Source organism: Nocardia niigatensis NBRC 100131 (genome assembly GCF_000308655.1).
Lineage (GTDB): Bacteria > Actinomycetota > Actinomycetes > Mycobacteriales > Mycobacteriaceae > Nocardia > Nocardia niigatensis.
On the sequence record NZ_BAGC01000038.1, the window covers coordinates 11,755 to 24,554 of the forward strand.

Genomic DNA, 12,800 nt, shown 5'->3' on the forward strand with positions numbered 1-12,800 from the left:
CCCAGCTCGGGTCAGGCGGTGAGCCGCAGGGCGTCCGGTGAGTTCGGGACGGCCACCTCCGGCACCGCGATCGCGTCTCGATGGATCGGTCCGCCGTAGGTACCGAGAGGCATCCCGGTGCCCCCACGGCGGACCGCCACGATCTCGGCGGCGATGGAGACGGCTGTCTCCTCCGGAGTGCGCCCGCCGAGATCGAGTCCGATGGGCGACTTCAGCCGCGCCAGTTCGGCATTCGTCATCCCGACCGCACGAAGCCGCTGGAGACGGTCCTCGTGCGTCCGCCGGGATCCCATCGCACCCACGAACGCCACCGGCAGGCGAAGCGCCACCTCCAGTAGCGGCACATCGAATTTGGCGTCGTGAGTGAGCACACACAGCACGGTCCGGGCGTCCACCCGGGTCCGGGCCAGATACTTGTTCGGCCATTCCACGACCACCTCGTCCGCGGCGGGGAAGCGGGCGCGGGTGGCGAAGACCTCCCGCGCGTCGCAGACGGTGACGTGATAGCCGAGGAACTTGCCGATTCCGGCGACCGCGGCCGCGAAGTCGATCGCCCCGAAGACGATCATCCGCGGCGGCGGCACATGGGATTCCACGAACACCGTCACTTCCGTGGCAGCGGGCTGCCCGTCGGACCGAGCGCCGCACCCGATGGTGCGCACCGCGGTCGTGCCGGCGTCGAGCATGGCCTGGGCTTCGGCCACCACTTTTTCGTCGAATTCCGCTCCGGAGGTCCACCAGGTGCCCAGCGCCATGACGGCGCCGCTGTCGAGGTCGCGGACCATGGCCACGGCCTCCCCCTCAGCTCGCAGGACCTTTTCCACCGCGTCACGGTTGGAATCGGTCACCGACTGGACGAACACCTGAATCGTTCCGCCACAGGTCAATCCGACCGCGAAGGCGTCGGTATCGCTGTAGCCGAAATCTTCCCGGAGCGGTTCTCCCGTGCGCAGCGACTCGCGGCACAACTCGTAGACCGCGCCCTCGACACACCCACCGGAAATGCTCCCGATGACGGTGCCGTCGGCATCCACGGCCAGGGCCGCGCCGATCGGCCGCGGCGCGGAGCCGCCGATCCCGATGATGGAGGCCACGGCGTAATCCTTGCCCGCCGCATGCCATTCCAAGAGTTGTGCCGCGATGTCGCGCATGACTAGCCTCCCAGGGCCAATTCGATGCCGTTGATACCGAAGTAGGCGACGAAGACGACGCTCACCACGGCCACCAGCCAATGGATTTCGCGGTACTTACCGCGCGCGAGCTTGATCGCCGTGTAGGCGATCAGGCCCGCACCGACACCGTTCGTGATCGAGTACGATGGCGTTCTTCATGGCCAGCGGAATGGAGTTGATGATCATCGTCCGCAGGCCGGTCGCGGCCAGGATGACGATGACGATGCCCATCGGCACCACCAGGCCCATGGCCTGCGGCCAGGTCATGTGGGGTGCGGCCTGATAGGCGACGACGGGGACCAGACCGAGGCCGGCGGCCAATGCGAGGGGCACATTGCCGACCACGCCCATGAGGATCGTGGTCAGTCCGGCGGAGAAGGCGGTCGTGGTGGTCAGCTGCGCGATGCTGAGCTTGTCCCCGTGCGCGTCGGTGACGCCGCCGAGAATTAGCGGAACCAGCAATATGACATATGCCATAGCGACGAATGTGGTGATGCCGCCACGGATTTCACGCGATATGGTGGTCTTGCGCTCCGATAGCCTGAAGAACTTTTCGAGCGCGGAACCCCGCGTTTCCGCGGTGGTGATCGGTGACTGAGTCTGGGTCATGGCTGCCCTCCTAGGGGCGTAGCCGACCAGCGGCCCGAGGTAGCTGGGATATCCCGGGCCGTGGATTCGGTGATGCTTGCTGTGGGGTCCCTATAGCGCTCCACCATTTCGAAAAGCGCGATCTGCCCCTGTTGATCAACTGTTCCGGATGATGTCTTCCGGACGCACGGGCACGCGGTTGATGTTCCCGGTGCCGCCCCGCTTACGGCAGGCGTCGCGAATCGCCGCGGCGATCGCCGGTGTGGAGGAGAGAGTGGGCGGTTCACCCGCGCCGCGCAACCCGTAGGGGGCGTGCGGGTCCGGGTTCTCCAGGATCTCCAGCTTCTGCGGGGGTGTGTCGAGAATGGTGGGAATCAAGTAGTCCGTGAAGGACGGGTTCCGCACCTTGCCGTTGGTGACCTGAATTTCCTCCATAACCGCCAGACCGAGGCCCTGAATGGAGCCGCCGTGGATCTGGCCTTCCAGCGAGAGCCGGTTCATGATCTTGCCGACGTCCTGAACGGCGTCCAGGGCAACGACTTTCACCAGGCCGAGGTCGGTGTCGACGTCCACTACGGCCCGATGCACGCAGACCGCGAGCTGGGTGTGGCTGGAGCCCTGGCCGGTCACCTTGTCCATACCGGTGGTCGGCCGGTGGTGGTATTCGCGGGTCAGATCGATGACGTCGTCGCCGAGCACATCCGCGATGGCCGCGACCACCGCACCGTTGTTCTCGACCACCTTGCCGCCCTCGAGCCGCATGAAGCCGTGCACGTCGAACTTCTTGCGCGCCAGCACGAACAGCTCGTCGACGATCGCCCGGCAGGCCGTCATCACCGCGCCGCCGGTCATGTAGGACTGGCGCGAGGCGGACGAGGAACCGGAGCTGCCCACATTGTTGTCGGAGGGGTGGCTGATGACCCGCTCGACGCCGAGTTCGGTGCGCACGATCTGCGCCTCGAGGGTGATCAGGCCCTGACCGACCTCCGCCCCGGCGGTGTGCACCAGCGCGACCGGCTCGCCGGCGATGACCTCGAGCCGCACGCGGGCGGTCGAGTAGTCGTCGAAACCCTCGGAGAAGCAGATGTTCTTGATGCCGACGCCGTAGCCGACACCGCGGTACACGCCCTCGCCGTGGGTGGTCTGCGACGCGCCGCCGGGCAGGTTGCGGATGTCCGAGATGTCCACGGACTCCGGCAGTTCCATGTCGCGCAGGCTGTCCAGCATCTCCTTCAGCGGGGTCGGCGCGTGCACGACCTGGCCGGTGGCGAGCGTGGAGCCCTGGGAGACGGCATTGACCTGACGGACCGTGACCGGATCCATGTCGAGGGCCTCGGCCAGCTTGTCCATCATGGACTCGTGGGCGAAACACGCCTGCACGACCCCGAATCCGCGCATGGCGCCGCACACCGGGTTGTTGGTGTACACGCCGTAGGCGTCGATCTCCAGGTGCGGGACCTCGTAGGGGCCCAGCGCCAGCGAGGCGGCGTTGCCGATCACGTTCTGGGTGGCCGAGGTGTAGGCGCCGCCGTCGAGAACGATGAGAACCTTCGCGTAGGTGAGCTTTCCGGTCGCGGTGGCGCCGAACTCGTAGCGCATCCTGGCCGGGTGGCGATGCACGTGCCCGAAGAAGGATTCCTGGCGGTTGTACATCATCTTGATCGGCTTGCCGGTCCGCATGGCCAGCATGCCGGCGTGGATCTGCATGGACAGGTCCTCGCGGCCGCCGAAGGCGCCACCGACACCGGACATGGTCATGTGGATCTGGTCTTCGTTCAGCCCCAGGCAGGGGCCGATCTGGGTGAGATCCCAGTGCAGCCACTGCGTGGCGACATAGAAGTCGAGCGAGCCGTCCTCGTTCGGGATGACCATGCCGGACTCCGGGCCCAGGAATGCCTGGTCCTGCATGCCGACCTCGAACTCCTCCGATACCACGATGGCGGCGAGGGCCTTGCCGGCCTCGATGTCACCGGCGCGCACCGGCTGATAGCGGGCGATGCCGCCGCGCGACTGCACGGCCAGCCCGATCGGGTCCTCGATGACGGCCATCGGATCCGTGATCGGTTCCAGCACTTCGTATTCCACCTCGATCGCGGCGACGGCCCGCCGCGCGATCTCGGGGTGGTCCGCGGCGACCAGGGCGATGGCCTCGCCGTGGTGGCGGACCTCCTCGAAGGCCAGCACCGGCTGGTCCCAGGTGTGGTCGAGGCCGTAGACCTTGCGGCCCGGCACGTCCTCGTGGGTGAGCACGGCGTGCACGCCGGTCATGGCGAGCGCCTTGCCGGCATCGACGCTGACGAGCTTGGCGCGGGCGTGCGGGCTGCGCAGGGTCGCGCCCCACAGCATGCCGTCCATCCACAGATCGGAGGAGTAGGCGAATTCGCCCTTCACCTTGAGGGTGCCGTCGGGGCGCAGCGGGCTCTCGCCGATCCCGCCGCCGCCCGGTACCGCGACGTCGGTGGGGAACCGAGTGGCGCGTGCGATGGTCATCGGTTCTCCAGCTTCATGATTCGCCGCCGCGCGGCGACGCCGGCCCGGCCGGCCGCGTCGTGGGACATGGTCTTCAGCTCGTCGTTCTCCACGACCGTCTTGCCGCCCACCAGCAGGCGCGCCAGCGGCGGCTGCGGGCCGAACACCAGCGCGCACACCGGGTCCTCGACGGCGGCGCGGAAGCCGTCCACCTTCCAGACCGCGATATCGGCGAGCTTGCCGACCTCGAGGGAGCCGATCTCGTTCCGGCGGCCCAGGTTTCGGGCTCCGCCCAGGGTGCCGACCTCGAGGGCCTGACGCGCGGTCATGGCGCGGGGGCCGTGCACGGCGCGCTGGAACAGCATGGCCTGCCGCATTTCCCCGGCCATGGAGGTGAGCTCGGAGGAGGCCGCGCCGTCCACACCGAGGCCCACAGGGGCGCCGGCGGCGAGCAGGTCCATCACTCGCGCGATGCCCGCGCCGAGGCGGGCGTTGGAGGTCGGGCAGTGCGCGGAACCGGTGCCGGTCCTGGCGAAGGCCGCGATGTCCTTGTCGTGCAGGTGTACCGCGTGCGCGAACCACACGTCGTCGTCGAGCCAGCCCAGCTTCTCCATGTATTCGACCGGGGTGCAACCCATCTGCTCGATGCAGTGTTCTTCCTCGTCGAGGGTCTCGGCGAGGTGGGTGTGCAGGCGGACGCCGTGCTGACGGGCCAGCGCGGCGGAGTCGACCATCAGGCCCTCGGACACCGAGAACGGCGAGCAGGGGGCGACGGCCACGCGCAGCATGGAATCGAACGACGGGTCGTGGTACGTGCGGATGATCTCCTCGGTGTTCACCAGGATCTCGTCGCGGTTCTCGACCACCTCGTCCGGCGGCAGCCCGCCGTGGGACTGACCGCGGTCCATGGACCCGCGGCACGGGTGGAACCGGATGCCCAGTTCACGGGCGGCGCGCACCTCGGCCTCGAACAGATCACCACGGCCCTGGGGGAACACGTAGTGGTGATCGGTGGAGGTGGTGGTGCCGGTCAGCGCGAGCCAGCCCAGGCCGGCCGAGGCCGCGCCGTAGACGATCTCGGCGTCCATGGTGGCCCACAGGCGGTACAGCCCGGTCAGCCACTCGAAGAGGGTGGCGTCCTGGAACAGGCCCTGGGTGGCCCACTGGTAGAGGTGGTGGTGGGTATTCACCAGGCCCGGGGTCACCAGGCAGCCGGTGCCGGAGAGGCGTTCAGCACCCACCACCATCGGCGCAGGTCCCGCGCCGAGAGCTTCGATCCGGCCGTCGTCGCCGACGATCAGATGGCCATTGGGGATCTCCGCACCGACAACCGGTGCGAGGTAGGCGTTTTCGATGACGAGCTTGCGCCCGCCCGTCGCCTTACCGCCGCCCCTGGTGGCATCGCTTCGCGAGGCAGTACTCATTTGGCCGCACCCTTCCGCTCGGCCGCAAGACGCACGGCATCCAGAATCTTCTCGTAACCCGTGCAGCGGCAGAGGTTTCCGGCCAGCGCCTCACGGATCTCGACATCCGACGGGTGGGGTACGCGGTCGATCAGGTCGTGCGCCTGCACGATCAGGCCCGGCGTGCAGAAGCCGCACTGGACCGCGCCGGCCTCCACGAAGGCCTGCTGCATCGGGTCCAGCTTGTCGCCGTCGGCCAGGCCCTCCACGGTACGGACCGAACGGCCCCGCACCTGGCCCGCGGCCACCAGGCACGAGCAGACCGGGGTGCCGTCCAGATACACGGTGCAGGAACCACATTCGCCCTGTTCACAGGCGTTCTTGGCGCCGGGGAGGCCGACCCGCTCACGCAGCAGGTACAGCAGACTCTCGCCTTCCCAGACGTCGTCGGCGGTTTCCTGGGATCCGTTGACGGTGAAATCGATACGCATCAGGCCGCCGTCCTCTCCGCGGTGTAGTCGTTCCATACCCAGCCCAGGGTCCGGCGGGCCATCACCGACAGCGCGTGCCGGCGGTAGTCGGCGGTGCCGCGCACATCGTCGATGGGCTTGGCCGCGGCGCCGACCAGACGGCCGAATTCGTGGGCCAGCTCCTCGCTCAGCGCGCCGCCGTTGTCCCAGTCCAAGTTGGCGGCCAGGAAGTCCTGGGCCTCGACCGGACGGATCGGGGTCGGACCGGCCGAGCCGATGCCCGCGCCGGCGGTCCGCGAATCCGCTTGCAGCGCAAGGGAGAACGAGCACACCGCGATCACCATGGCGTTGCGGGTGCCGACCTTCGAGAAGTACTGCGGGCCGGCGGCGGGCCGCAGCCACACGGCGCGAATCAGCTCGTCCGGTTCCAGGGAGTTCTTCTTGACCCAGACGTAGAAGTCGTCGATGTCGATCATGCGGGTGCCGCGTGCGGCCGACTCGACCTCGACCACGGCGTTGGCGGCCAGCAGGGCCGGGTGGGCGTCGCCGGCGGGCGAGGCGCCGCCCAGGTTGCCGCCGACGGTGCCTCGATTGCGGATCTGCGGAGAACCCACGGTGCGAGACGCCTGGGCCAGACCGGGCAGGCGATCCTGATACCGGTTGATGATCTTCACGAACGGGACGCCGGAGCCGAGCCGGATACGGCCATCGGCCTGCTCGTCGACCTGGAACAGCTCCCGGCACGGGTTCAGGTCCAGGATGGCGGCCGGGCGGTGCACGTCGAAGTTCAGTTCGACCATCACATCGGTGCCGCCCTGAATCGGAATCGCTTCCGGGCGTTCCGCTTTCAGCTGGAGCGCTTCGGCCCAGCTTCCCGGTTGCAGGAAATCCATTGCAATCCTCTAGATATCGGTTCGACGCAGGTACGACAGCGCTCGGCTGCCCCGGTACGTAGAGAAGGGGGGTTCGACAGCAGGGGTGAGGGCATGGACGGACTCATCGGTCGTCCAGGAGCTTCCGTATCCGCAGGCCGGGTGATGTCGGCGAGTTCACGTCGGACGACCAGCTGCTCGTCGGCTGCCGGGTTGCCGATACGGTGCTGCAGCTCCGCGAGCATCTCGGCGGCGCTGCGCCCGGCGGCCCGGATCAGGAAGACGTGGCCGAAGTGCTCCTCGTACATCACGTTCCAGGAGGCCAGGTCCGCCCGCACCGGATCGTCGGCGTCGGAGGCTCCGGACTGCTCGTCCGCTGACCACCGCGCCTCACGCCCGGACCGGTGTTTCGCCGCCGTGCTCGCCACCGTCTTGCGAGCCCATGTCGGCGACGCATTGCAGGTCAGCAGGTGCGTCTCGGCCTCCTCCCGGGGCAGCGAACCGAGCCATTCCAGGCAACTCGACATCCGACCTCCATCCGTCATCGGCGTGTGTCAACCACTAAACCCGGCGGGCGGTCGTGCTCGATAGGACGAGACCTCCGAACCTGTGGCCTGCTTCACAGGGGCGCGTTCGTACTTACATCCAAGTTCGGTAACCGGGCCGTCACCGACTGTTAGCCTCGAGCATCATGCGGTTACGTTCCCTGCTGACCATGCACGATCTCGGCTTGCGGCTCGTCACCGGCGAGGACGAGCTGGACCGCTTCGTACGCTGGGTAGTAACCACCGACATGCTCGATCCGAGCCGGTACCTTTCCGGTGGGGAATTCGTCCTGACCGGCCTGCAATGGCGGCATGCCCCCGAGGACAGCGAGACGTTCGTGAGCGCGCTCGCCCGCGCCCGAGTGGCCGCGCTCGCCGCCGGCGACGCGCTGTACGGCGAGGCGCCCGAGGATCTCGTCGCGGCGTGTAGGAAACACCGAATTCCGCTGTTCCGGGTCGAGGAACAGATCGCGTTCGCCACCGTCACCGAGCAGATCAACCGGAAACTGTCGTCGGGACGGGCCGCCGATCTGAGCGCGATCCTGGACCGGCACCGGCAGCTGGTATCCGGTGGCGGATTGGATTCGGTGCTCGACCTGGTGCATCACACACTGGGCACGCGCTGCTGGGTGGTGTCCGCCCTCGGCCGCGTCGTCGCCGGGCCCACGCGTGACCTGCCCGGACAGGTGCGGTCGGCGTTCCTGGGCGCACGGCGCCTACCGCATGTGCTTTCGCACGATCAGGTGCGGTACTCGCTGTTCGCGGTGGACGCCGACGGGACCTCGCGCATCGCGGACTGGTTCCTGGTGTTCGAGAGCGACTACAAGGACTGGCCCGAGGAGCGGCGGGCGCTCATCGGGGAACTGGCCGCGGTGGTGTCGCTCGAACGGGCCAGGCAGGACGATCGGCACAGTGCCGAAGGGCGGCTGGCGCAGGAATTGATCGAGCTGATCATGTCCGATGCCAAACCGGCCGAGATCATCTCGCGGCTGGAACTGACCGGGCTGGGGTTGTCGGACAGGTACCTCGCGGTCGCCGCCACCGCGGACTCCGGGGCCGTGCGGCCGGGCGAGCTGCGGGCCGTGTTGCGCGAAATCCTTTACGGCAGAAGCCCTGCCATCGGTGTGGTCGACGGCGAGGTCATCCTGCTGGTCGCGCTCGGGGACGACAAGGCCCTCGACGATCACGTGCACCGGGCCGTCGAAGCCCTCGAACCCGGGCTGCAACTGAGCCGGCTCTCGGTCGGCATCAGCGGCGCGGTCGACGGCGAAGGGCTGCGCGGCGCGGTCGAAGAGGCTCGATACGCCCGGCGCATGGCCGCCGAACGGCAGCAGCCCACCAGCGTCGTCCGCCACGACGAACTCGCCACCCACATGCTGCTGCTCGCCAGCGTGCCCGACGAGGTCCGGCGCATGTTCCGGGTGCGGCTGCTGGACCCGCTGCGCGTCTACGACCAGGACAACCGCGCAGATCTGGTACACACCCTGGAAACCTTCCTCGAGGTATCCGGATCCTGGACCAAATGCGCGGATCTGCTCCACGTGCACGTGAACACGCTGCGCTACCGGATTCAGCGCATCGAAGAACTCACCAACCGCGACCTGTCACGGCTCGAAGACCGCGTCGACTTCTTCCTCGCCCTCGCACTGCGGTGATTGCATCCGCGGCTCGATGTCGATGCCTCAGCACTGAGGTGCCGATTACGCTGCGACACAGCGCGATCGCCGCCTCGTCGCCGATTTCTCGAGGTGATCGATGCCCGCGGCCCATCCCCAGCGCGCCACGGTGGGTCACCCGACCACGTGGCCCGGCGCGAGCAGCCGGGGCGGCAACGCACCGTGCGGAAGGGGCGGGCCGATCGCGACCAGGCTGCCGGGCGTGCGCCCCCTCCCCCAGCCGAGCTGCTCACGGTAGCGGCCGATGTGGGATTCGGGGATCGCGGTGCTGTCGGTGAGCGGGACTGCCTCCGGTGAGACGTAGAGGGCGTCGGCCGGGCAGTACGCCTCGCACATGAAGCAGGTCTGACAGTCGGATTGTCTTGCGATGAACGGTATTCCGCTGTCGGTGCGGTCGAAGACATCGGTCGGGCAGACATCGACGCACTTGTCGCAGGCGATGCAGTCCTCGGCGCGGACCAGCTCGATCATGACGCCACCGCCACGGGCACACCGGCGATTGCCGTCGTGGACGTCCACACCTCGTCCAAGCCGCCGGACAGGATGTGGTGGTGCTGCGCCGGATCCAGCTCCGGATGGTCCGAGCGCTTGCTCATGCCGCGAGTTTCCTTGCGTGCCAGCGTGGATCGGTACATCAGGCGGCCGACCGCGGTGATCGCGGCGGCCTGCCGGGCCCGGACCTTCTCCCTCCCGGTCGCGCCGCCGAGTCCGCGCGCGGCCCGATCCCAGAGCTCGTCGAGTTCGGCCAGCGCGGGCCGGATGCGATCACCGTGGCGCAGATAATTCTTCTCGAACGGGATGAGTTCACGCTGCGCGTCCGCGACGACCTCGTCCGAGGTCACCGATTCTGTTGCCTCGGGCCGCAATCCGACCCGGCCGACGCCATGCACACTGAGCGGGTCGATCCGGCCCGATCGGAGGGCGAACCTCGCCGCACCCCGCCCCGCCCAGCTCCCCGAGGACATGGCCCACGCCGAGTTGTGGCTGCCGCCGCCGGTGAAGCCGCCGCAGATTCGCTCCCTGGTCGCCGCATCGCCCGCGGCGTAGAGGCCGGGAACCGTTGTCGCGCAGTCATCGTCGACGACATCGATACCGCCGGTACCCCGCACCGTGCCCTCGGCCAGCAGATCCACCTCGAAGCGATCGGTGAACGGGTTGATCCCGCGCCGGTCGAACTGGAGGAAGAAGTTGGGCTGCCCCAGCCGCATGCTCGCCTGCACCTCGGCATCGGCCCGGTCCAGCTGCGCGAAAACCGGCTCCGACAACAGGGTCCGCGCGATCATCGACCGGCCCTTGGCTGAGCCCGCACCTTCCAGTACCCGGCCATCGGCGTGGAAGAAGGTGGCGTAGCCGTAGTAGGCGGTCTTGGTGATGGTCGAGCCCTTGGGCACGATGCCGTAGGCGTTGGAGAACTCCATGCCCGAGAATCGCGCCCCGGCCTCGGCGGCCATGAGCGCACCGTCACCGGTGTCGACATCGGTACCCAGCGCCCGCGACAGGAAGGCACAGCCGCCCGTCGCCAGCACCACCGCACCGGCAACGACCCGGTAGTCTGCTCGCCCTGCCGCCGATATCCGGTAGCTCCGCGCACCACACCGCCGGGGTCGACCAGAAGCTCCAGGGCCGGAGCATGATCCAGGATCCGCACGCCGAGCCGTTTCACCCAGGCGCGCATGCGGCGCATGTATTCGGGTCCCTGCACACCGGTGCGCAGGGGCTCGCCGGTGTCGGGATCCACCGGGAACGGGTAGCGGCCCTCGACCGCGAGCCGGTTCATGTTCGTGTACGTCTGGTCGAGGACGCGGTCCATCCAATAGTGGTCGGCCAGATATCCGCCCAGCGCCTCACGGCCGGCCTTGGCATCGGCACGGGCGGTGACCTCGGGCGCGACGTACCAGACGCCGGTGCCGGAAGGAGCTGTGGCGCCGCTGGTTCCGCAGTATCCCTTGTCCACCAGCGCCACCTCGGCCCCCGCTTCCCGGGCGTGCACCGCCGCCCAGCACGCGGCGGGGCCGCCGCCGATCACCAGCACGTCGGTACTGATCTGCCATGGTTCGCTCATCGGCACGTTCCTCCCGGGAGAGTTGGTGTCCGGAACGGTAAGGCGGCCCGTCGTTCTCACCGAAGAGTTCGGATCAGGGCGATCCTTTGGCGGCGGAATTTCCCACATGGTGGCAAGCCGGTTGCATCTCGCGGCCGTCCGGCATCGGCTCATCGGCAGGCTTCGGCCATGCCGCTGAGCCACTGGCGGACGGCGGTTCGCTGCTCGGGAGTGAATCCCGCCTCCAATTCGGCTTCGCGGCGGGCGACGGCGGCGTGGGCCTCGGTGTAGACAACGCGTTCATCCACGCCATGCACGTCGGCGGCGTGTGGACCATGATCTTCCCGCTCGCGGGAGCCGCGGTCGTGACCCTCGCGCTGCGCCCTCGCCCGGCACCCCCGACCGCGCCGGAACCCGAACCGGGTCTGGCCGTCGCAGGCCACGATTAATTCAGGGTTGTCTGTAACCCTAGTTAGCACTTACCTTGGAGTGTGTTGCACCGCACAGCAGCGGCCTCGGTTCCGATTGCTGAGCGGCGCGGCACAGAGACGAGGAGGCAATGATGGCTCTGACGACGATGTCGGGCTCCGTTCCCGCGGCACGAGATTACGCGGATGTGCTGCACACCCTGTCGGAGGGCTCGGTGTACCGCCGATTCGATCCGTATCTCGATATCGCCTGGGACTCACCCGAATTCGCGATCGACCCGCAGGACCCGCGCTGGGTGCTGCAACCGGACATCGATCCGCTGGGCGCGACGCAGTGGTACCGGGACCTGCCGGTGGAGCGGCAGATCGAGATCGGGCGGTGGCGGATCGCCAATGCCATCAAGGTCGGCGCGGCCTTCGAGAGCATCCTGATCCGCGGAATGATGCAGTACATCATGAAGCTGCCCAACGGGTCGCCGGAGTTCCGCTACTGCCTCCACGAGATGACCGAGGAGTGCAACCACATCCAGATGTTCCAGGAGCTGGTCAACCGGATCGGCGTGGACGTCCCCGGGATGCGGCCCGTCTTCCGGGCGCTGTCACCGTTCATCGGCGTCGCCGGCGGCTATGCCTGGCCGATTCTGTTCATCGGCATTCTCGGGGGCGAGGAACCGATCGACCATTATCAGAAGGCGGTCATTCGCAATGGCGCGAACCTGCCGCCCGCGGTGGTGCGCTGCATGGAGATCCATATCGCCGAGGAGGCCCGGCACATCTCCTTTGCCAATGAGTTCCTGAAAGAGCATGTCCCCGCATTCAACCCGCTGTATCGCAATGTCTGCGGTATCGCCTTCCCGCTCGCCATGCGGTGGCTGGCCGGCGAGATCATGGCGCCCCCATCGGAATTCGCCCGCACCTTCGACATCCCCCGCGAGGTCATCAAGGAAGCGTTCTGGCGCTCCCCCACCGCTTCGAGAATCCTCTCGGGCTACTTCGGAGACATGCGTTCCCTCGCCGACGAGCTGGGCCTGATGAACCCCGTCACCAAGCGCCTGTGGAAATTCCTCCACATCGACGGCGACCACTCCCGCTACCGCAGCGAGCCCGGCCGCCGAGCCGCCTGAGCTCGGGGTTAC

General features: G+C 68.0%; 11 protein-coding genes and 1 pseudogene. 2 read left to right on the top strand and 10 right to left on the bottom strand.

Going from position 1 to position 12,800, the window contains the following annotated elements; translation table 11 throughout:
* Window positions 1-11 precede the first annotated feature (11 nt).
* The 7 genes from ON33_RS11315 to ON33_RS39510 form a co-directional block, all read right to left on the bottom strand.
* The gene (locus tag ON33_RS11315; protein WP_051151914.1) at window positions 12-1,151 is read right to left on the bottom strand and encodes an XdhC family protein; all 1,140 of its coding nucleotides are present in this window, start codon (window positions 1,149-1,151) and stop codon (window positions 12-14) included.
* A 96-nt stretch (window positions 1,152-1,247) separates the two neighbouring features.
* Window positions 1,248-1,781, bottom strand: a complete 534-nt coding sequence (locus ON33_RS11320; protein ID WP_051151915.1) for a solute carrier family 23 protein — start codon at window positions 1,779-1,781, stop codon at window positions 1,248-1,250.
* A gap of 135 nt (window positions 1,782-1,916) precedes the next feature.
* Window positions 1,917-4,250, bottom strand: coding sequence for a xanthine dehydrogenase family protein molybdopterin-binding subunit (locus ON33_RS11325; RefSeq protein WP_083868860.1), 2,334 nt, complete (start codon window positions 4,248-4,250; stop codon window positions 1,917-1,919).
* Window positions 4,247-5,653: an 8-oxoguanine deaminase gene (locus tag ON33_RS11330; protein ID WP_083868862.1), complete on the bottom strand. Its 1,407-nt coding sequence runs from the start codon at window positions 5,651-5,653 to the stop codon at window positions 4,247-4,249. The genes ON33_RS11325 and ON33_RS11330 overlap by 4 nt, the downstream gene beginning before the upstream one ends.
* Window positions 5,650-6,123: a (2Fe-2S)-binding protein gene (locus ON33_RS11335; RefSeq protein ID WP_040858257.1), complete on the bottom strand. Its 474-nt coding sequence runs from the start codon at window positions 6,121-6,123 to the stop codon at window positions 5,650-5,652. The genes ON33_RS11330 and ON33_RS11335 overlap by 4 nt, the downstream gene beginning before the upstream one ends.
* Window positions 6,123-6,995 carry an FAD binding domain-containing protein gene (locus tag ON33_RS11340; protein WP_040858259.1) on the bottom strand — a complete coding sequence of 291 codons (873 nt, stop codon included), beginning with the start codon at window positions 6,993-6,995 and terminating at the stop codon, window positions 6,123-6,125. The genes ON33_RS11335 and ON33_RS11340 overlap by 1 nt, the downstream gene beginning before the upstream one ends.
* Window positions 6,950-7,501 (bottom strand): 2-oxo-4-hydroxy-4-carboxy-5-ureidoimidazoline decarboxylase, encoded by a 552-nt coding sequence (locus ON33_RS39510; RefSeq protein WP_083868863.1) that lies wholly within the window; start codon window positions 7,499-7,501, stop codon window positions 6,950-6,952. Before ON33_RS39510 ends, ON33_RS11340 begins: the two co-directional genes overlap by 46 nt.
* Window positions 7,502-7,665: 164 nt before the next feature.
* On the opposite strand from ON33_RS39510, the gene ON33_RS11345 reads away from it, so the two are divergent.
* Window positions 7,666-9,174 carry a PucR family transcriptional regulator gene (locus ON33_RS11345; protein WP_040858261.1) on the top strand — a complete coding sequence of 503 codons (1,509 nt, stop codon included), beginning with the start codon at window positions 7,666-7,668 and terminating at the stop codon, window positions 9,172-9,174.
* A gap of 135 nt (window positions 9,175-9,309) precedes the next feature.
* Here the strand turns inward: ON33_RS11345 and ON33_RS11350 are convergent, their stop codons facing one another.
* The 3 genes and pseudogenes from ON33_RS11350 to ON33_RS39515 form a co-directional block, all read right to left on the bottom strand.
* Window positions 9,310-9,666: a 4Fe-4S dicluster domain-containing protein gene (locus ON33_RS11350; protein WP_040858263.1), complete on the bottom strand. Its 357-nt coding sequence runs from the start codon at window positions 9,664-9,666 to the stop codon at window positions 9,310-9,312.
* A pseudogene (locus ON33_RS11355) lies at window positions 9,663-11,257 on the bottom strand (FAD-binding protein). The gene ON33_RS11350 and the pseudogene ON33_RS11355 overlap by 4 nt, the downstream one beginning before the upstream one ends.
* A 149-nt stretch (window positions 11,258-11,406) precedes the next feature.
* On the bottom strand, window positions 11,407-11,544 hold the full coding sequence (locus ON33_RS39515) for a hypothetical protein (protein ID WP_174391510.1): 138 nt from the start codon (window positions 11,542-11,544) through the stop codon (window positions 11,407-11,409).
* Window positions 11,545-11,798: 254 nt separating this feature from the next.
* Between ON33_RS39515 and ON33_RS11365 the strand changes: the two genes are divergently transcribed.
* Entirely contained in the window at window positions 11,799-12,788 is a 990-nt protein-coding gene (locus ON33_RS11365; protein WP_040858505.1) for an AurF N-oxygenase family protein, read from the top strand.
* Window positions 12,789-12,800: the final 12 nt, after the last annotated feature.